15 protein-coding genes are annotated in these 20,217 nt (G+C 56.6%); 7 read left to right on the top strand and 8 right to left on the bottom strand.

Annotated elements, in window-relative coordinates; translation table 11 throughout:
• Positions 1-24: 24 nt before the first annotated feature.
• The 8 genes from AC6IZO_RS01035 to AC6IZO_RS01000 form a co-directional block, all read right to left on the bottom strand.
• Positions 25-1,866 carry an FAD-dependent oxidoreductase gene (locus AC6IZO_RS01035; protein WP_497807095.1) on the bottom strand — a complete coding sequence of 614 codons (1,842 nt, stop codon included), beginning with the start codon at positions 1,864-1,866 and terminating at the stop codon, positions 25-27.
• Between the two features lie 494 nt (positions 1,867-2,360).
• Complete coding sequence (locus AC6IZO_RS01030; RefSeq protein ID WP_497807093.1) at positions 2,361-4,616, bottom strand: sigma-54-dependent Fis family transcriptional regulator; 2,256 nt, start codon at positions 4,614-4,616, stop codon at positions 2,361-2,363.
• Between the two features lie 62 nt (positions 4,617-4,678).
• Complete coding sequence (locus AC6IZO_RS01025) at positions 4,679-4,966, bottom strand: ferredoxin family protein (RefSeq protein ID WP_497807091.1); 288 nt, start codon at positions 4,964-4,966, stop codon at positions 4,679-4,681.
• Between the two features lie 11 nt (positions 4,967-4,977).
• A complete protein-coding gene (locus AC6IZO_RS01020) occupies positions 4,978-6,285 on the bottom strand; it encodes an FAD-dependent oxidoreductase (protein WP_497807089.1) in 1,308 nt (435 codons plus the stop codon).
• 80 nt (positions 6,286-6,365) lie between these two features.
• On the bottom strand, positions 6,366-7,838 hold the full coding sequence (locus AC6IZO_RS01015; protein ID WP_497807087.1) for an FAD-dependent oxidoreductase: 1,473 nt from the start codon (positions 7,836-7,838) through the stop codon (positions 6,366-6,368).
• A 17-nt stretch (positions 7,839-7,855) separates the two neighbouring features.
• A complete protein-coding gene (locus tag AC6IZO_RS01010) occupies positions 7,856-8,770 on the bottom strand; it encodes an electron transfer flavoprotein subunit alpha/FixB family protein (RefSeq protein WP_497807085.1) in 915 nt (304 codons plus the stop codon).
• A gap of 43 nt (positions 8,771-8,813) precedes the next feature.
• Positions 8,814-9,542: a hypothetical protein gene (locus AC6IZO_RS01005; RefSeq protein ID WP_497807083.1), complete on the bottom strand. Its 729-nt coding sequence runs from the start codon at positions 9,540-9,542 to the stop codon at positions 8,814-8,816.
• Between the two features lie 806 nt (positions 9,543-10,348).
• Positions 10,349-11,215: a LysR family transcriptional regulator gene (locus AC6IZO_RS01000; RefSeq protein WP_497807081.1), complete on the bottom strand. Its 867-nt coding sequence runs from the start codon at positions 11,213-11,215 to the stop codon at positions 10,349-10,351.
• 802 nt (positions 11,216-12,017) lie between these two features.
• Here AC6IZO_RS01000 and AC6IZO_RS00995 point away from each other — a divergent pair.
• The 7 genes from AC6IZO_RS00995 to AC6IZO_RS00965 all read left to right on the top strand — a co-directional run bounded on the left by AC6IZO_RS00995 (position 12,018) and on the right by AC6IZO_RS00965 (position 19,251).
• A complete protein-coding gene (locus AC6IZO_RS00995) occupies positions 12,018-13,082 on the top strand; it encodes a hypothetical protein (RefSeq protein ID WP_497807079.1) in 1,065 nt (354 codons plus the stop codon).
• 180 nt (positions 13,083-13,262) lie between these two features.
• Positions 13,263-14,198, top strand: a complete 936-nt coding sequence (locus AC6IZO_RS00990) for a SphA family protein (protein WP_497807077.1) — start codon at positions 13,263-13,265, stop codon at positions 14,196-14,198.
• A 124-nt stretch (positions 14,199-14,322) separates the two neighbouring features.
• Positions 14,323-15,474 (top strand): 2-hydroxyacyl-CoA dehydratase subunit D, encoded by a 1,152-nt coding sequence (locus AC6IZO_RS00985; protein ID WP_497807075.1) that lies wholly within the window; start codon positions 14,323-14,325, stop codon positions 15,472-15,474.
• A 12-nt stretch (positions 15,475-15,486) separates the two neighbouring features.
• Positions 15,487-16,791 carry a 2-hydroxyacyl-CoA dehydratase gene (locus AC6IZO_RS00980; protein ID WP_497807073.1) on the top strand — a complete coding sequence of 435 codons (1,305 nt, stop codon included), beginning with the start codon at positions 15,487-15,489 and terminating at the stop codon, positions 16,789-16,791.
• Positions 16,792-16,859: 68 nt separating this feature from the next.
• Positions 16,860-17,654, top strand: coding sequence for an acyl-CoA dehydratase activase (locus AC6IZO_RS00975; protein ID WP_497807071.1), 795 nt, complete (start codon positions 16,860-16,862; stop codon positions 17,652-17,654).
• Position 17,655: 1 nt separating this feature from the next.
• Complete coding sequence (locus tag AC6IZO_RS00970) at positions 17,656-18,432, top strand: hypothetical protein (protein WP_497807069.1); 777 nt, start codon at positions 17,656-17,658, stop codon at positions 18,430-18,432.
• 15 nt (positions 18,433-18,447) lie between these two features.
• Positions 18,448-19,251: an ATP-binding protein gene (locus AC6IZO_RS00965; protein ID WP_497807067.1), complete on the top strand. Its 804-nt coding sequence runs from the start codon at positions 18,448-18,450 to the stop codon at positions 19,249-19,251.
• Positions 19,252-20,217: the final 966 nt, after the last annotated feature.

Here is a 20,217-nt window from a genome sequence, read left to right as displayed (position 1 = left end):
AGCTACCTTCAAAACATCGAATCCCTACGCTTTTGTTTTTCCGAGGGCCTCCAGCGCTGCATTTTCGCCAGCAATCTTGCCGCTGATGACCGCAGACGCCGCCTGCTGGAAGTAGTTCTCCATGCCGAAGTTGTAAGGCTTCATGGTTCCCCCGGCATCCGTGGACCCGGCGTAGAGGCCGGGAATCGCGTTGCTGCCATCCTCCAGAAGAACACGCCATTTTTCGTCGACGCGGAGTCCTCCCTGGGTAACCCACAGGAACGAAGGCTTCGACTTGATTGCAGTGAATGGCGCTTTCCGCACCGGGAACAGGAATGACTTATGCTTGCCGAACTCTTCGTCCACGCCCTTGTCGCAATAGCCGTTGTACTTGTGCACCGTCTCCACAAAGTTCGGCTTGTTGATGCCAAGCTTGTCTGCGAGTTCTTCGAGCGTATTGGCGGTTATGATCGTGCCCAGCTTCTTGCCTTCTTCAAGGCTGTCCTGCCAGCGCCAAAGCGGACGAATGTCCTCATCGGTGAAGTAGATTCTGAAGTCGGGAGAAATCATGTTCTCGCACATTCCGTAGCGGGAACCTTTGATGTACTTGATGCACCCTTCGATATCCGCATCGTAGATCGTGAAGTAGGTGCTTCTCGGCTGGCTGTAGGAAGCGAAGGTCTTCTTCTTCCATGTGCCGTTTTCATCCATATAGCGCCTGCCCGAGCTGTTCACCTTCAGCACCGGCTGGCGCGCCAACTGGATGACGGCCGTCGTATATCCTGAAACAGTCCTGTCCTTGAAGAAGGTCCTCTGGCGGTAATTCCAGGGCTGCCCAATTGCGAGCATGTCAACGCCGCCATCGGCAACTCCAACTCCGGGAATGCAGGATGTGCCGGAGCCGGCGCCAAGCCCCATGCGAAGTCCATCACCCACGTTACTGTCGGCTCCAACGTGGCAGCCGCAGAACTTGTCGGCCCATCCGTAGTAGCGAATCATGTCCAGATTCGCGCCGTAGCCGCCCGTGGCAATCACGGTCGCCTTGGCTTTGATGTGCTTCACCTTCCCATCGATCACCGTGCGCACACCCACAATCCGGCCAGCGCTGTTCCGGACAAGGTTGGTCGCCGGCGCGTTGTAATAGACCTTCAGCGAGCCATTCTCTGTGAGCTTCCGCTCGATTGAACATTCGGCGGCGTGATATTTGTTCACCCACGGGTCCATCGGAGTGAAGTCCTGCAGGTCACTGCTCACGCAGGTGAAGGTCAGGGAAGAGTACTTCTGGCCTGGCTCGTCGAACGAATCCGAAAGGTCGACCGGCTGCATCTTGACGCCAACGCTATGGAGCAGGTCAAGACAGTTCTGGAATTCCTCCAACTGACGAACGATGAGCCGGTAATCGCACTCGTAGTTGTTCATCGCCCACATTTCCTGGGCGCACGCCTTCACGTCGTCGGCAGTCCAGGTTCTCTTCTTGAACGCCGCCCACTCTCTCCCGCCAGTGCCAGCCAGCACTTGCACACCGGCATGCTCCGGCCATTTCTCTTTCGTGTTCTTCTCCAGAGCAATGATCTTTGCGCCCACCTTGGACGCTGCAAGCGCAGCCATGGTGCCGCCGACGCCGAAACCGATCACGACAACATCGGTCTCGAAATCATATTTTGCCGGCTCGCCGATTGGCGCAATCGGCCGGACTTTGTCCATGTTGACCTCGTCGGCTCCGGCCTTCTTGTGGGAGGGTTTGGTTGCCGCTTCCGCTTTTGCCGTCAAAGGCCCGGCGAGCGAGGTTCCAAGCGCAGCCGCGCCAGCGGCTAAACTCGCGCCCTTCATGAATCCACGGCGTGAAAGCTTGCCGCTGCCTTCCGGCATTTTTTCTTCTGATGCCATATTCTGTAAGCTCCTATTCGGGTCGCTATGAGATGTTGAATTGCAGTTCTTCCTTCGCGAGCGGCGAAGGGGAAGGAGCGCATGCAGCCAGGCTCGAGCGCATCTGTTTCCAGCGGCCCCCAGCGTTGCTTGGTGAGCGCCTTCCCGTCTGAGCTATATGCAACTGCCTTTCCAAGGCTCCCGAATTCTTGCCGTGCCCAATGGCGTGCGTATTCAACAACTTCACCGCGATGCTCCGCGTGCTTCGCTCCGCCCCACGTGGTGAAATATCAACGATTGTTGCGATTCCAACTTTTGGTTAAATCGCAACATTGCACTCGACGTTCACGACGAGCGTGGGCTGCGCTTCAACATCAAACAATGTCTGCTTCAGAGCCACCGCCCCTCACACTTGGTGTGAGGCATGCGCCGGATTCTTCCTGCCGGACGCAACACCGAGGACACACAAAGCCATTGCGCTGGCACAGGCTGGCCGGTCCGACTTCTCGAAGAACCTAACGAATGTCTCTGCTGGAAATTCCCAGACGGCGCATGCGTGAAACGAGCGTTGACCGATTCACTCCCAGGCGCACGGCTATGCCCTTGGGCCCGCCAATCCGGCCGTCGCATTCCTTGAGCACCTGCAGAATGTAGCGGCATTCCACGTCTCGCAGGGTGCCCCCCAGGTGCGTCTCGACAGAGGCTCGACTGTGCGTTCCGGCCGGCGCTGGCGTTTCGCGAGGCTGGGCCTCAAGATCCGCAACCGGCAGGTTTAGAGTGCTGCCCTTGGTCAGGATGACCGCGCGCTCAATCAGGTTCTGGAGTTCGCGCACATTGCCGGGCCACGGCATGCCCTTGAGAATCCGCATGGCCCCGGCGGGGATGGATTCAATGTGCCGCTTCATTTGGGTCGCATATTTCTCAATGAAGTGGTAGACGAGCAGGGGAATGTCCTCTGTGCGTTCCCGCAACGGGGGGAGGACGATTGGAAATACGCTTAACCGGTAATAGAGGTCCCGGCGGAAACGCCCTTCTTGCACCATCTGTTCGAGATTGCAGTTTGTTGCAGCAATGACGCGCACATCTGTTTTGATCGAGCGCACCCCGCCCACTCTCTCGAACTCCTGCTCCTGCAAGACGCGGAGAAGCTTGGCTTGCAGATCAAGCGGAATCTCCGCCACCTCGTCAAGAAAGATGGTGCCTTGGTTAGCCAGTTCGAAGCGCCCCATCTTGGCGGATACTGCCCCGGTGAAGGCCCCTCTCTCATGTCCGAACAAATCGCTTTCAAGCAGACCAGCGGGAATGGCCGCACAATTGATTCTTACGAGGGTGCGATTCTTGCGGGCACTCAGGTTATGGATTGCCCGCGCAACCAGCTCTTTTCCTGTACCTGTTTCCCCTAGTACGAGGACACATGCATTGCTATCGGCGACCATCTCAACCTGGGATAGAACCTGTTTGAGGGCCACACTTTCCCCGATGATTTCTCCAAAATTGTAGGTCTTCTGTATTTCCTCTTCGAGATAGAGCTTCTCGTTGGCCAGCTTGTCCTTCAAGGCGCGAATGCTGTTATAAGCCAGGGTGTTTTCGACTGCGATTGCAATCTGACCGGCAATATCATGCAGCAGAGCGGCATCCCGATCCGCCACTGCGCCGTAGTTCCTATAGGCAACGTTCAGAACTCCCACGACATCACCGTGGGTAATCAGGGGAACCGAAAAGCCAAGATGGACCCTGCCTTGGGCAACCCGCCGGCATGCGACAAATAGTGCTCCGCCGCTTTTGTCCGTCAACTGTGCAATCTTCTTGCGCCAGAGTTCTGGCGAGGTCATTCCCATCCATTGGAGAGCGCTCTGCGTTTCCTCGTAAACAGCAATGTCTGAGTACTCATGCTCGAGAGTGAGTTTGCGCAACTCCTCCGCGCAGGCAGAATGATCTCTTCCCCAGATCTGCAATTGATTCAACGCGGACAGAAACGGCAAATCAAAATCTGCCTTCCATGTTTTCCCCGGAAGGTGCACGGTCAACCAGTTCAACTCATGTGTAGCCGAATTGCAGACAGAAACAGCACTGTACTCCGCCCCGAGAATTCTCCGGATCACCACGGAAATCTCTGCGATCAACGCTTCTCTATCCAGCTTGGATACGAGAGCGTTATTGACCTCCAGCAACGTACGAAGTTGAGCGTTATCAGCGGGCGTTTGACGCTGCGCTGGGTGCGCGACGGAGTCTGTATCCAAGGCACCGAGGCAGGTCGCAAGTGGCGGAAGAATCTTGCCAATGCAAGCACTCTCGAGAGATGACAGCGGCTGTTTACCTGCAGAACCAAGCACCAGGATGCCAAAGGGCTGTTGATGAGCCACCAAGGCAGCCAGCAGAAAGTACTCGACCTTCTGGGCGTTCCACTTTCCAACAAGCGCCGGCGTCACAGGCAGGAGACGGCACACTTCTGCCCTTGAGCACGGAAGAACTTCTCGCCGAGAAAACAGATCGCAAAGCTCCCAATACTGCGGAGAATGACCGGAAATCGTCAGGTCATCCTCCGCACAGGATTGCGTAGGCGCTTCCTGTTTGCACAGGAAGAGATCGACAGACGGAATTTGCCATTCCGCGGAAAAGTAGTCGGAGAGCTTCCGGCGGGCGCTCGCCATGCTCCCGACCGTGCTCACAGTCTCCAGCAGGCCGAGCAACGAGTTGCAGGATGCAGCGCCTGCGCCTTTGACGCAAGCCGGAGGCAGCAAACATGTCGCTAGCAATGTGTCACTTGCCATATCCACCCGCATCCTCGAATGCAACCACCACAACGCAACAATGCGCTCTACGATCTGCCGGTTTAGCCTTCCCGGAAGCTGATTCCGAATCCGCCACTTGGATAGTGCCAGCTAAGCAGCCCCGCGGGTGCTACCGCGCGGCAGGTACCGCACTCCATGCACGCAGCAAACAGAACGGCGATGCTGCCATCTTCATTTTCCGAATACACGTGTGCAGGACATACTTTGACAAGCAATTTGCCGGCGCCGGTCTTCTTCGCCACTTCCTGATTCACTTCTATATGCGACTCTTCCTCAACCGTATAGCTGTTGCCTGCCAAGCGCTGCGTAACATCCACAAGAGCATTCATTCCATTTCCTCCTAAAGCGCCCGGACAGCCTTGAGCCCATCGCTCACTACGGTAGACAGCTTCAGCCCTGATTGTTTGAACGCCTTCCAGGCAGTTGCCGCAATGTGTTTCCGCGGCGTGGTGTCCAGGTTGTAGATGCCGTAGAACACGTCAGCCAGGAGCATTCCGTAATCCTTGTACATTCTTGTAATGTCCAGGAATTCGGGCGCCTTGGAATAGGTCTTGATATCCTCGCCAACGAACATGTTGTCCAGATTCTTCTGGTACTCATCCATTGCCCGCTGGCTGAAATCGCTCGCCTCAAGTGCGCGGAGAATGGCCTTGGCGGCGCAAATGCCCGAACCGGCGGCCAAGTCCATGCCCCGAATGGTGAGGCCGGTATTCAGCGTAAAGCCGGCGGCGTCGCCAACGATGAGGAAGCCGGGCCTTGAGAGATCATGCGAGGCCATTCTCGGCCCATCCTCAATCGTCAGGTGGCATCCATACTCCAGTAGCTCACCGTCGCGGAGCAGCGACGCTATTTCCGGGTGCCGCAGAAAGTGATCGTGGGCATCGCTCGAAGCCAGGCCTTTCGCTTCCAGATCGTCCAGGCGCAACACAACTCCCACGCTGACCGAGTCCTTGTTGGTGTACAGGAAGCCACCGCCCGCAATGCTCTGGGTGCAATCCCCAACAACGGCGTAGGCGACGCCATCATCGCCGCTCACGTTGAAGCGGTCCTCAAGGACCTTGCGAGGCAGCCCGATTACACTCTTCACTCCGACCGCGAGGTGCTTTGTCGGCTCTTTCGCGCGAATACCGGCACCCTGGGCAATGAATGAGTTCACCCCATCGGCGGCAACTACAACGTGTGCACGGAGTTCATCCTCGCCCGCCTTCACGCCAACCACTTGATCGCCGTCGAGCAGGAGGCTATCGACGCGAACGGCCGACATCACCATCACACCCGCCGCTTCGCACTGCTCCGATAGCCAGGCGTCCAGCTTCGCGCGCAGCACCGTTACGGCGTTCGCGGGCTCCGACAGGCGCTCATCCCGGTAGTCAATATTGAAATGCGAAGCGGGGTTCAGAAAGCTCAGGACATTGCGCGTGATACGGCGCTCGATGGGAGCTTCCGCCACAAAATTCGGAAACACCTGCTCCATGACCCGGCAATAGAAAACACCACCAGAAAGATTCTTGGACCCCGGCTGCGGGCCGCGCTCGATCAGAACGACTTGCTTGCCTTCCCGCGCCAACAGGTAGGCACATACGGTGCCAGCCACCCCGCCACCGATCACAATGACATCGAAATCGGGCTCAACCACTTGTTTCGCCATCGCTACCTCAGATGAATTGCAAAATAAAGGTCGGGAGCCGGCAGTACTGTTATGTCCGGCTCCCGCTTGATTGCTATGAATTAGAGCGCGTTTGCCTTGACCTTCTCGGCGACATCGTCCGCCGCCAGCCAACCCGACGTCAGAGCAAAGCCGTTCGCCGAGCCCGGAACCGTAAGCTGATAGCTTTCGCCATACAGCCCGCCTGCATCGCAGCCGACACAGTACAGGCCCGGAATAACCTCACCCGCAGCGTCAATCGCCTGGAGGTGATCATTGACCTTCATGGCGCCCATGCTCACCATGATGCCGGTCTCCATCTTGATTGCGTAGAACGGGCCCTTTTCGTATGGGTGCAGGTACTTCGCAGACTTGTGGAACTTCTGATCGACTCCCGCCTTGGCAAAACCGTTGTACTCATCAACCTCAGCCTGCAATTGCTCAGGCTTCACGTTGATCTTCGCCGCTAATTCCGCGAGCGTCGTGCCCATGTAGACGTTCGTTCTCTTCTCGTCGGCGGCATCAGCCTCCAGCTCGTTGGGCAGGTTGACCAGCTTCTCGTAGTTGTTGACGTAGATGCCCAACCCGACCTCGTTGCCCTTGTTGACCAGCTTGTCGATGTGATTCTGGTCCAGGATGCACCAGTACATCGCGCCCGGAAGGCCTGCGATGATGTCGCCCGTGTTCCCGAAATTGAGGCCGACGATCTCATCCGTGAAGCGCTGGCCGTACTTGTTCACCCACAGGTAGGGCTGCATGCCAGCGTTGTTGACGTGGCTGGTAATGGTCTTGTCGCGCATCACGGCAAAGAGCAGCATTGTGCCGATGTTGGAGTTCTCAACGGCGCCAACTTCTTTCATCATGTTGATGCCGTCGCCCGTATTCCCCGGACCGCCGACATTGATGATGCGTTCGCCGATCTTGAACTTGCAGTACTTGTTGAGCATTGCGGGGCTGGCCGCGTATCCGCCGGAGGCAACGATAACCGCCTTGGCTCCGAGCCGAACTTCCTGCCCATCGGCATCTTTGGCAGTCACACCCTTGATCTTGCCATCCTCGCCGCGCAGGATCTTGCTGGCAGCGGTTGACAGAAACACGTCAACACCGCGACGGCGTGCATCCGCCTCGAGCAGCTCGATCACATGGGCGACCTCACCTTCAGGAAGGTGCCACGTCACCAGCTCGCCCGGCTGGTCAGGCGCGGTAATGGTGACGTCGTGATAGACGGCTCCCACTTCATCGCGCATCTTCTTGATCGTGGTGGCAGAGTTCTCAACGAAGCGGCTGACCAGCGCGGGATCGCAACGCCAGTGCGAATAGTCGAGGTAGGCGTTGTAGCCATCCGCCTTGCTGACTTTGATGCCGCGCTTCTTCTGTTCATCCGACTCGAAAGCCGCATGGCCTTCCGCGAAAGCCGAGCTGCCGCCGGTTTTGTCTTCCTTCTCGAGTACAGCACAGGTGAGACCATCTTTGGCCGCCTGCACGGCTGCCGACAATCCCGATCCTCCGCCGCCAATTACAACGACGTCATATTGAGCATCAAACTTTTCCGTCATGTGTATTTCTCCTTTTATTACTTGCCGAGAGCTGACTGAAGCGCGGGAACCACTTCGTACAGGTCTCCGACAATCCCGTAGTCGGCCGCTTTGAAGATCGGAGCCTCAGGGTCGTTGTTAATGCCAACGACGACCTTGGCGTCGCGAACACCTTCCAGATGCTGGGGGGCACCCTGGATTCCTATGGCGAGGTAAAGCCGCGGAGCAATGTGCTGGCCGGAGCGCCCGACATAACGCTCTTTCTCAACCCACCCGAGGTCGTCCGCAACCGGCATGCTGCACCCGATCTCGGCCCCCAGGGCATTGGCGAGGTTCTGGATGATGCCTAGGTCATCCTTCTTCTTCAGACCGCGGCCAATCGACACTACGATGGAAGCCTTGGTGATACCGGCGCCAGCTCCTGCCGCAGGTTCTGTCTTCACAATCCGGACGTCATCGACTAGGTCGGCGTTGACCGGCTCGACCTGAGTCGTGCCAGTGCCCGCACTTGCAACATCATCGCCAGCGTAGAACGTCACTACGGGCGCCGATGTTTCGATCGTCTCAATGACCCTTCCTGTCAGCCGCACGCACTCGACGACAATCTTGTCGCCGTCGGCCGCCAGACTCACTCCGCCAGGAATGACTGCTGCGCCCAGTTGGCAGGCGATAGCACCGGCCAGCGCGCGTCCTTCTGCACTGGCGCTGGAAATGACCGCCCTTGGCGCGGCCGCCGCAGCCAGCTTGCCAACGAATTTGCCATAGGCTTCAATCGCAATTCCCGGCGCAGCCTCGATCCACTTCACTTCATCGGGAGCAGCGGCAGCGGCGGCGTCTGCCACAGCACGCGGGCCAACAACAACCGCAGTCACCTTCCCCTTCATTCCTCTGGCGACGGCCACCAGCGCGGCCACCTGCTTCTCTTCCGTCACAATGATCCACACGTTGCTCACTTCACCCACCCCCTTCTCAATGGCACTCGAATGCTTGCGACGCTCACAGAATCCCCTCATCCCGCAGCGCTGCGACGAGCTGCCCCGCCGCTACTGCCGGCTCGCCGCTGAAAATACGCGCGGCCGTGACCTCGGGAAGCCTGGTGCCTTTGCACACAGCCTTGTCGTCACCGCTTACGCTGATTTCAGACTGGGTCAATTTGGTGATGGGACGTTTCCGTGCCGCCAACTGCTCCTTCATTCCGGGTGCCGCCTTCTCGGCGGCGGCGGCGCTGACGGCAATCACTGCTGGAGCAGCAACGCTGACAGTCTGTTCGTCTTTGCCTTGCTTGCGGACAACCTCTACCCGCCCGTCCGCAACGCGAGCACTGCTGACATGGGCAACCACTGGCCAGCCGAGCAGGCCCGCCAGAGCCACCGGCACCCCGGAGTACTCCTCGGAGTCACCGATCACTACAACCTCAACGCCTCCTATCTGCCGGACTGCAGCAGCGATCACGGCAGCCGTGGAAGCGTTGTCCGTGAGGTTCGCGGCATCGATGATGGACGTGGTCTGTTGAACACCCCGCGCCAATGCCCAGCTGGCGTCGCCGTCTCCAATCGTGAGGCCCACGAGTTCCCCGCTCTCGGCGATCGACTTTGCCGCTTCCAGAGCTGCAAAGTCGTCCTCGCCGGCAGTCATCTTGGCATTGCGCCAATCGACAGAGCCGTCGTTGCGGACAGCTGCATCTTCCGGTTTCCTCGCCCACTTATAGATAATTGCTGTTTTCATTTGCTTCTGTACCTCCTACCAACCAATGTTGATCACCTTCAATGATTGCGATTTCGAGTTGCCTATCCCTGCCTGCGCTAAACTGCGCAACGATGGACGGCTACCAGTGATACCTTTCGGGCCACCTGTGCCACCGAGTTCTGTAGCGATCGTCGAGTCGCTTCCCGTCGACGCTACGCATTACTCCACGGATGTAACGTCATCGTCGTTCTCCACCAATATCTAGGTGAATCAGGGCAATGCCATATCGCACGGCGCCCATTTCCGATCCGCAGACAACTTCAGATGCACGCCTGACGGCTCGAACTGCCACTTATCCTAAGGCACAGTTGAGCCATAAAATTGATACAAGTTTTCGATGCGATTATGTTTACGAGACGCAATAATCGAAAAAGCGGTTATCTAGAATCGACAGTCAAAGCAGAGGGCGGCGCAGCGGCAAATCTCTATTTTCGATTCGCAAATCGCGGGCGAGAACGGAGGGCATCTACCGCGCTGGGGCAAGAAGGATTGGACTTGACGGCTCATGCCATGGGCATTCAGCACCCACAAGAGGCATGTCACGTTGTGCTTCAGACAGGACGGGGGACGAGGAATTGATGCGATGCAAGCCAGGAACTCTTGCGCGACGCGTGCGAGAGCGAGGTCGCATTAATGCCGCGCGCAACCCACTGCAGGGGATTCCTGATAACGCACAGAGAGTGCGCCCAACGAACTCGTACCAGCGAGCGTGGGGCATACCCTCAATTGGATGCTGCCCCATTCTGCGCCGCCTAGCGTGCGGCAGAAGTCTCCGGCGAGACGGGTTAGGCCAAAGCGACGAAGTTCTTTACCGTCACGGGAACTTGATCTTTCCGCCAAACCAACTGAGGAAGTTGGCGTATTGAGGGCGAGATGATTTTCCTATAGATCACTTCCGAATGAAGCAATTGTGTGAATTCCGGAACAAAACATACTCCGAGTCCCGCCGCCACCAGGGGGATTCCTGTCGTTGCATTGTCCGCCCAGTATTCATATTTTGGGCGCACCCCGGCTTTTGCCAAAGCACGGGCAAAGTTCTCGTAGACGCCCCGCGCCGTATTCTGCGTTGGGAAGATGATTGGCACGTCTGCGAGCGCTCTGATTGGAATGGGCCCCTTCTCCTGCGCCAGCCGATGCTGCTTGTGAATTGCGACCATGACATAGATTGAGGGATATTGCTTCATCTCAAAATTCGCATTTGGGATGCAGTCCTCGCTGCATGCAATATCAATCTCGCCATCATGCAACCTGTCCAGAAGCGTTCTGGCAGAGCATTCCCGCGTCACAATCTGCACCTCGGAGTATCGGCGATGAAACCGCCGGATGGTCTTGCGCAATGGCCCATAAATGGAGGTCGCGGTGAATCCAATCGTGATGGAGCCAGCCTCTCCGGTTGAGGCAAGCCGGGAGGCACGGGCGACATTATCGAGCTGGTCCAATGCCCGGTACGCTTCGTGATAGAAGACTCGCCCCGCTTCTGTCATGGAGACGCTGCGCGTCGTGCGTGAAAACAACTGAGCATCAATTTCCTGCTCGAGTTGCTTGATGTTCTGGCTTAACGCTGGCTGCGCAATATGCAGGCGCTTGGCGGCCGTATTGAAATGCCCTTCTTCTGCGACTGCCAGCATGTACTTCAGATGGCGTATCTCCATCGCTCCTCTTTCCCCCCGCCGGAGCCGATCTTCGCAGCCCGACTATTGCATCCAGGATGTGCAATCACCCCAGGAGTCTATACAGAATGCATATCTCTCACAAGTGCCATTGCGCTGGCGGCGAAGCTCCGCAAGCTGGGCCGCGGCCCTCCGCAGGACCGCTCTTCGCCCGCGTTCATCAACCTAGCGCCGTGCCGCACTTCTGCAGGAACCCATGCGTTGCGGAGAAGCGATCCGGCTTGAGTGGTGAATGCCAGCTGCGGCGAGTGCGTCTCTTCGGGGTACATGCAAGCAAAGCACGGCTATTGAATTCGTCACAGAGTTCTATAGAAACGCCCCGAAAAACGTTCAGGGTGCGTCGTATCGTCCAAGGCACTTCTGAATCGTGGAAACTTCATTCTTGCATCTGTCATGAATAATCGGATCGAAAACTTGTATCAATTTTATGGCTACAGTCTGGCTTACGATATGCGGTAGTTTGCGAGGAAAAGTCGCAGGCTGATAGCCGGTGCCAGACAGTTTCGTTTCGGCACCCCGGAAAGGGAATTCCGGCATGCTTCTCGAAGAATGCTCGTTTTGTTGCATTTCGCTGAGATCACGCCGGGGCAACCTCGATTTCTGACGCCGGGCAACCTCTGGCCGCAAAGAACGGTTCCGGTGCAGATAGAAGGTCTGCTGAAAGGATAGTTTGGCATTCACGAACATCAACGCAGCAACAACACTCTCCCCCAAACGACGGCGCGAGGCCCTGCGAGGGCGTCCTCTGACTGAATGTTGGGAGTAGAAATAGAGGACATGTGGAATGAAACAACCAATTCTGGGCCTAGTTGGAACCGTCCTCATGGTTTTGATTGCCTTGGGATTCGTCAAGTTGTTCAGCTTCGCATTCTTTATGGGATGGGTTGCATATGTTCTTACCTGCATGGTTCCTGTGGAGCTGATGGTTTGCGTTCTCTGGCAATCCCAAGGCTCCGAGGCGATTGAGAAACTCGGCCAACCAGGAAAAGGCATTGTCCTTACCTCGTTCGTCGCAGTCGTCGGAGCCATCATCTCGCTCATTGCGTTTTACACAGTCGGTGGAGGATACGGACCGCCGACACCGATTCTCAACCTGTACGTAATTTCAATTGTCTGCTTTGCCTTCTTTGCCCTATTTGTTCTTCGAGGCTGGCCTTTTACCCTTATTCACAACCGCCTGGCCTCCGGTCTTGCTTTTCTTCTGGGTCTCTACGTTGTCGGCTACGCGCTGTTCCGGGTCTTCTTCAATTTCGGATTCATGGCTGGCGCTCCGGTTTACGTGCCTGCTCTCGATCCGCATGGCCTGTGCAACGCGTGGATTGCGATCACCTTCTATGTAGCGATGGTTGCAGCAATCTTTATTGCGCTCAGCTTTGACCTTTGGCCCCTTACCACTGTTCCGAAACTCATGTCCCCCAAGGCGCTGCCCCCCGTATGGGGTGTTGCGGTCATCTTGACGGCATCGGCCCTGCTCACTGTGGCGGTCGGCTTCCTCAAAATGGATGTGGTCGTTTTCATGGTCCGGATTCTGATTGCTTTCGTGTTCGGATCCATCATCGTGCTCACTGTTTTCCAGGGCTCACTGTTCGCAGCAATGAAGCAGCCGATCAAGGGCATCTTCAATGTGCTTGCGGCAGCAGTGATTGGAATCGGGCTCGCCACCGGCTACGCGTACCTTGCTTCGTTTATCAGCGGCATCCCTCTGGCTGGAGGTCCGCCGCAATACATGCTGGAGCTGTGGCTGGCTTCCGCATTGCTTGCCGTTACGTTTCCATTTCTCAGCGGACTTGCAGGGCTGTTCGAATACTGGCCGCTCCCGCACACTCCTGATACACCACCGGGCAACTGATACGGAGTATCAACTGGGAAGGATTCTTACCACACGAGCATGCGTCCCACACCTGGTGCGGGTGCACGACTCGGAGCATTGAAGAAGTTCACGCCATAAAAGCGGCGTGGGGTTTGCGGAAATTCTTTACTGGCGCCATCTGCTTGCGACGCCATGGAGACATATCATATGAAATCAAAAATGCTTGCTGTAGTGTTCTTGGGCATCCTGTTCTCTGCCGTGCCAATGTTTGCCGGAGAGGGCGGCGATCAATATCCCAACGGAGCGGAATCCTGGGGAGCCGGCATGCTGCCTCCGCCGGGCACCTTCGCAGTTCTCAACTATTTCCAGGTCTATCACGGCGATCTGAAGAATGGCTCTGGCGACACGGTTTCCGTCGGAGGAAAGACGGCATCTGTCTTTGCAGTCGCCAACGCGTTCCGTCCCGTCTATATGTCGAAGCTGAAGCTCTTCGGCGGAAATGTGGGCTGGTACGCCATCATTCCGGTCGTCAACCAGAGCGCTACACTTGGCTACCGGGACACCAAGGGAGGCATTGGCGACATTACGGTGCAGCCATTCTTCCTCGCCTACCATTTCCCGAAGAAGAACCTGCACATGGCCACCGTCGTGGACGTTGATCTTCCGACGGGGTACTACAACGCCTCCGACCCGCGTACGAGCATTGGCACGGGCTACGTCGGCATTGAGCCGGCCGTCGCCATCAGCTACCTGCCGAAATCCGGCTGGGACGTCAGCTCCAAGCTCCACTACCACTTCTGCATGAGAAACCCCGCCACGAACTACACCTCTGGTCAGAACTTCCACTTCGACTATCTGGTTGGAAAACACGTTGGGCACTGGGGCATTGGTGCCAACGGGTACTTCCTGAAGCAGACAACGGATGACCGGCAGAATGGCAGCGTGGTTCCCGCCGTTGACGGAATGTACGACGCCGGACGCAAGGGGCAGGTCTTTGCCATCGGCCCCAACGTTACCTACACTACCAGCCGCGGCTTCCAGTTTATTGCCGGCTACACACATGAGACGGTCGTGCGGAATCGCTTTGGCGGTGACAAGCTCACGGTCAAAATCATCATTCCCACGCACCTGTCGCTGTTCCCCAAGATGAAGTAGGGGGCAGCCCGCGCACGACCACTGACGCCATATGGGGAGAAATTCCCCGTATGGCGCCCACGCGTTATCCCACGCCACGGTTCGGCGCTGGATAATAGCGATTGAATGCAAGAAGGAGGCTGTCGTGGCCACAACATTGAAGGCTTTGGAGACGCTGACCGAGGCGTCCCAGGCATTGTCGAATCCTGCATTGCAGGCTTGGAAGAAGCAGGGCGGAAAGGTCGTTGGATTTTTCTACGATTACATCCCTGAGGAACTATTTACCGCGGCAGGAATTCTGCCCTATCGTATGCGGGCAACGGGAAGCACGAGCACCGAGCTCTCCGACGCTTATTTCAGCAATATTAACTGCAGTTACGTGCGCCATTGCTTTGACACGCTGCTGCGCGGAGACATGAACTTCCTGGACGGACTGGTTGTTCATAACTTCTGCGACCACATGCGCCGCATTTATGACAATTGCAAGGCGAACAGTTCGATCACGTCCCAGATTCCGTTCCTGCACTTCACCGTTCTTCCCAAGAAGCGCGGCGACGAGCAGATCGCAGTTTACCGTGCTGAGATTGCGGCGTTGAAGAATCATCTTGAGCAGCACTTCAACGTGCAAATCACCGATGAAAAGCTGCGCGATGCGATCAAACTGCACAATACAACCCGCCACCTGCTGCGCGAAATCTACGAGCTTCGGAAGCGTGATGTGCCCCCGCTTTCCGGCGCTGAAATGCTGGCAGTGATGGTTGGGGGAACGGCCATGCCCCGCAAATACTACAACGAGCTGCTGAGCCAGCTGCTGGAGGAATTGAAGACCGCCGGCACGTCTCACGCGAAACCCAAGGCCAGGCTGATGCTCGTGGGCGGCGGGGCCATTGATAACCCACAGTTGATCGAAGCACTGGAAAGCCAAGGTGGCATGATTGTGGCTGATGCGTTGAGCTTCGGCTCCCGTGCGATCTCCGCCGATGTTGCGGAGACCGGAGACCCGTTGACGGCACTTGCGCACTACCAACTGGCCGACCGCACGTCCTCGATTCGCCTCTGCTTGACCAGCCCTGAAAGAAACCAGTACGTGCTTGACACCGCACAGGAGTACCGCGCGGATGGCGTTATCTCGGTGGCAACAAGCTACTGCGATCCCTGGTATTTCGAGCAGATCCACACTGCAAGATACCTTGAACCACGGAAAGTGCCGCATCTCGAACTGCAATGTGAATATCTGCTGAGCGGTATTGGGCAGATGAAGACGCGAGTGCAGGCATTTATCGAAACATTGAGATAGGAGGGATCCGCCATGACTACAGCGACAGTACCCATGAAAAGAGGGGCAGCGCGTTTTCACGAGTATACAGATCGGATACGGGGAATTCTGGCGATGCTGGGACAAGCTCCGAACCCGAACCCAATTCAGATTGGGATGCTCAAACTTTTGCTCGCGAACGAGGAGAGGATCCTTGATTGCGCTGAAAACGGGAAGCCCTTGGCGTCAATCTGGTATGGAAATGCGCCGGAAATCTTCCCTGCGATGGGGATCCAGCCATTTTGCCCGTTTGACGACATGAAGGTTCATCTCGAACTCACGGACTACAAGGATTTGAAGGACGCCGACAAGCATCCGCTTCCCGCCGACGTCTGCTCCTTGATTCGAATGGCGGCCTACGCCGTTGACGAGGGCCTCGTGCCAACGCCGGACGTGATGGTCGCAATGACCACCCCGTGCGACGCCCAGCTTGCGGTGCATGAGCTGTGGAGCAACAACAGCGCATGGGCCAAGGTCCCCGGATTCGTGCTTGATCCCATCTACACCAACACTCCGGACGACTACAAGTACTTCGCGGGCGAAATCAAGCGGATGATCAAGTTCCTGGAGGAACATACCAAGCAGAAGCTTGACTTGGACAAACTCCGCGAAGTCGTCAAGGAATCGAACCTGCAATACGAAACCTGGAACGAACTCAACGAGTGCCGTCGCGCCGTTCCATGCCCGCATCCATCCTTCCTCTCGTCCGACCTCGGATGGGGAATCACCGAACACTTTGTGTCCGGAGACCCCGCGGGAACTCAGCTTTTGAAGATGCTCCTGGCCGATGCCGAACAAAAGGTTAAGGCGAAGCAGGGCTGCCTCGAAAAGGAAAATATCCGCATCCTGTGGGCGGATCTGATCCCGACGTTCACCGAAAAGCTCGGCGGCTGGCTGGCAGAAGAATGGGGCGCCGTGGTCGTGCAGGACTTCCAGGGCTTCACTTCTCATTTCGAGCCCATCGATACGACCAGCGAGGAGAGCATGTTGCTTGGCATCGCCAAGCGGTCGATGAACAGCCCGATGATCCGCCAGGGGCGTGGCTATGTTGATGTCCTGATGAACGACCTCACCCGCTTGGTCAAGGATTTCAAGATTGATTGCGTCTTCTTCCCCGGGCACATGGGGCACAAGGACCAATCCGCCTCGCTGCATTTCATCCGGGAAACCTGCCGCAACTTGAAGGTGCCTCTGCTGGCCTACACCAGCAGCAACTTTGACCCGCGGTATTTGCCGATGGATCAACTCAAGAAGAAGATTTCCGAGTTCTTTGAGGCCACCGGACTGGGAAAGCGTTAGTTGCAGATTGTATTCTGCGTGGGGGAGTCCCCTCCCCCGCGCAGACTTATCTGGTTGAGGGTACTTCGATGATTGTTGCCGGTTTTGATTTGGGTTCGGCCACGGGAAAAGTGGTTCTGCTGGAAGATGATCGCCTGTTGGCTTCAGTAGTCGTTCAAGACGACATTACCCCTGAGAAGACGGCCACAGAGGCATTGCGGAAGGCTGTTGCGCAAGCGAAGCTCGGCTCTATCGACGAGATTCAATATATGGTGGGCACCGGCTACGGACGGGCCGATGTTCATTTCCTGAATGAAAACGTTTCTGAGATCACCTGCCATGCGCGTGGTGCGTATTTCCTGCACCCCAAGGTGCGCACGGTGATCGATGTCGGGGGCCAGGACTGCAAGGTCATCGCGATTGACGACACCGGCAAGGTGCTCGATTTCGCAATGAACGAGAAATGCGCCGCTGGCACCGGAAAGTTTTTCGAAGCGATGGCGCGGGCGCTGCACTGCGATTTGCAGGAACTGTCTGATCTCGCGCTGGAATCGACGCACGCGGTTTCCATCACGCAGCAGTGCAGCGTATTTGCAGAGTCGGAAGTTGTCGGGCTGATGAACACAGGAGGCGACCGCAGGGACATCTCTGCCGGAATCCACAACTCTATTGCGAGCCGTCTCTACGGCATGCTGAATCGTGTCGGCATTACGGCTGACGTTGTGTTCACCGGAGGGTGCGCGAGGAACAAGGCACTCCAGAAGACGCTCGAAAAGAAGATTGCGCAGCCGATTGTGCATCTGCCCGAAGACCCTCAGATCATTGGAGCTCTCGGAGCCGCCCTGTTTGCGAGGGATCGTGCCGGAGCCCGTGTGCGGAGTTGAGATGTCGAATTTTGAAGCTTACATAAACAAGGTTGCGGCTTACATCCAGGAACGACGTGACCATCTGGCGCAGGTCAGAACTTTGAATGTGGCCGATGCAGCCACAGGTATCCGGATCGGCCCCGGGGCTGGCTCTGAACTCGTTCTCAAGCGTGATACGTCGATCGAGCTGGGCAGCCCTGCAACCTCATCATGCGCCATCGCTCTTTACTCCAACGACTGCGCCGCTGTGTGCAGCTCCCGCATGACCTTGATTGGTCCTGACATTCCGGAACTCGACTCCGGAAGCATTCCGTTTGGACAGATTCTCATTGCTGCAGGCCGTTCCCTGACAGAAGACGATTACGAAACCCTGATCGATGCGCAGTACGTCTCCGACGTCATTGAAGGATACATGGTGCGGAGTTCTTCCTCGCATCTCTGGGCTCGGGTAAGCAAGGGAGCTATTTCCAAGGGGTTCAACTTTGCGACTCTTGGACATGCGATTGAAGAACACGTCAGGACGCAGCTTCCTGCGGTGGAAGCCGTAGAGCTCATATTCGTCACCACCAGCGCGGACGATGTCAACCAGCTCAGTCTCATTGGTGCGGAGGTCGAGCAGGCCGCGCGTGAAGTGCGGCAGAGGGTCTGGAAGCATCGCGGAGTTGACATCTTCGAGTGCGCGAGCGGCGGCCACTGCGGCAAATGCAGTGACAAGATTGTGTGCGACAGAATTCGTGGAATGATTGGCCAGCAAAAGAGTGGCCGGGATGGCCTGCAGAATCAGCAGGCGGAATAGGACGCAGGCGCGGCGATGTCGAAGAAGATCATTGCAGTTTGCGGTAAGGGCGGAGTTGGCAAGACCGCCTTTACCACAATGTTGAGTACGGCACTCGTGAACAGTGGCAAGGCTGGCAGGCTTCTCCTGATCGACGCAGATCCCGCATTGGGTCTGCCGAACACCGTTGGAATCACGGTCGAGAAAACCATCGGCGAAGTGCGCGAAGCCATCATCAAGGCAGCTTCAAGCGATGCGAAGGAAGCCCAGCGTGAGGTTGCCAAGAAGATCGACTACATGATCCTGGAAGCGCTGACGGAAAATGACCAACTCGCCCTGCTCGCTATGGGACGTTCGGATTCACTGGGTTGCTACTGTTCCGTCAATGGCATCTTGAAGGATGCCATCGATGTTCTCTCCCAGAAGTTCGATACGATTCTGATCGACGGAGAGGCCGGCATCGAGCAGATCAACCGGCAGGTCATGCAGCGCGTCAACGATTTGATCATCCTCACAGATCCCTCCCACCGCGGACTTCAAACTGTATCCTTCATCCTGGACATGGTTAACCAGGAAAGAGGGCTTCGCTGCGACCGGGCCAGCGTCGTGTTCAATCGTGTAAGAACCGAGCAAGCTGCCTTGACCGAAGCAGCCAACCGCCTGGGCGTCACAGTTCTGGGAATGATTCCGGACGATAACGCGATCAGCGAATTTGATTTCTCTGGGAAACCACTCGCTTCTTTGCCGGAGAGTTCACCTGCGATGCAGTCTGTCCGGAGCATTGTTGAAAAGCTCTATTCGCCCTCAGCGAACGTGGAACTGTTGCGACAACACGCTTAAGCATAGAGCTTGAGCGTGAATCATTCCCCCGCTAGGGTTGGACTTCCGCAGTGAACATAGGCAGTCCGACCCAGCACTCCTCAAGCCTCCAAATGCAAATGATGAACGGCACTGCCGCTTGGAGACTGCAACTTCATGCCGGCCCCGGTCCGCAGAAACCTCACTGCGGCGAGAAGGTGCTCATCCAGTAGTCGTGTCCGGTGTTCTTGGACATTCAAAGTCGACTTGGCAATGAACGTCTATGACCAGGCGACACTGGATGATTTCCGGGCACCGTTGGGCACTTTTGCAGATGAGTTGTTAGCAAGTGTTAGCAAAACAGCTTCAGCAGCTTGAGGATTGTCTTGTAGCTTGTTGTTTTTAAATAAGATGGTGAGCGCGGTAGGAATCGAACCTACAACCTACTGATTAAGAGTTGTACCAGAACGAAGACTCAACAACTTGCATGCGTGAGCAGGAGCGGTCAGCAGTGTGCAAATCACCAATAATTGCGCCTATTAGCCTGGCTCTGACCATTCCTGCTCACTCCGGACCATCATGGCCTGGTCACCGAGGGTGGTCACCATTTTGATTCGACAACTGGACGCTGAACTCTGCAACCACCGTCTGACGCCGGGCCTCCAATCTCTCCCAATGGATGAACTCTCGCTAGGTACTCTCTCAACAAAAGTCTGGACGCCTTTTTGCCTCGCCATTTCGCAACAACACCCATCACTGGACTTGCCGACCAACATTGCGGCATCTCGACACATACTTGAGAGCTACTGGCGATGATCATCCTTAGCCATTGCCCGCACACTTCGCGCCAGAATAGGCCACAAAATTATTCCAGCTCTTGTACCTGCCTTCGGTGCGAGAATCTGAACAGTGGCGCAAGAGCGCCTACGGAAAGGAGCAGTACATGAATTACGTTGATGTCAGGAACAGGTACGAACAGGAGACCAACAGTGGCACAGACCGGCGGAA

Source organism: Oryzophilus luti (assembly GCF_059726245.1).
This window is presented reverse-complemented; position numbering and strand designations above follow the sequence as displayed.

Coding starts and splice junctions, on each gene's coding strand:
- AC6IZO_RS01035 (WP_497807095.1), bottom strand. CDS start 1,866: ATGGCATCAGAAGAAAAAATGCCGGAAGGCAGCGGCAAGCTTTCACGC.
- AC6IZO_RS01030 (WP_497807093.1), bottom strand. CDS start 4,616: ATGGCAAGTGACACATTGCTAGCGACATGTTTGCTGCCTCCGGCTTGC.
- AC6IZO_RS01025 (WP_497807091.1), bottom strand. CDS start 4,966: ATGAATGCTCTTGTGGATGTTACGCAGCGCTTGGCAGGCAACAGCTAT.
- AC6IZO_RS01020 (WP_497807089.1), bottom strand. CDS start 6,285: ATGGCGAAACAAGTGGTTGAGCCCGATTTCGATGTCATTGTGATCGGT.
- AC6IZO_RS01015 (WP_497807087.1), bottom strand. CDS start 7,838: ATGACGGAAAAGTTTGATGCTCAATATGACGTCGTTGTAATTGGCGGC.
- AC6IZO_RS01005 (WP_497807083.1), bottom strand. CDS start 9,542: ATGAAAACAGCAATTATCTATAAGTGGGCGAGGAAACCGGAAGATGCA.
- AC6IZO_RS01000 (WP_497807081.1), bottom strand. CDS start 11,215: ATGGAGATACGCCATCTGAAGTACATGCTGGCAGTCGCAGAAGAAGGG.
- AC6IZO_RS00995 (WP_497807079.1), top strand. CDS start 12,018: ATGAAACAACCAATTCTGGGCCTAGTTGGAACCGTCCTCATGGTTTTG.
- AC6IZO_RS00990 (WP_497807077.1), top strand. CDS start 13,263: ATGCTTGCTGTAGTGTTCTTGGGCATCCTGTTCTCTGCCGTGCCAATG.
- AC6IZO_RS00980 (WP_497807073.1), top strand. CDS start 15,487: ATGACTACAGCGACAGTACCCATGAAAAGAGGGGCAGCGCGTTTTCAC.
- AC6IZO_RS00975 (WP_497807071.1), top strand. CDS start 16,860: ATGATTGTTGCCGGTTTTGATTTGGGTTCGGCCACGGGAAAAGTGGTT.
- AC6IZO_RS00970 (WP_497807069.1), top strand. CDS start 17,656: ATGTCGAATTTTGAAGCTTACATAAACAAGGTTGCGGCTTACATCCAG.
- AC6IZO_RS00965 (WP_497807067.1), top strand. CDS start 18,448: ATGTCGAAGAAGATCATTGCAGTTTGCGGTAAGGGCGGAGTTGGCAAG.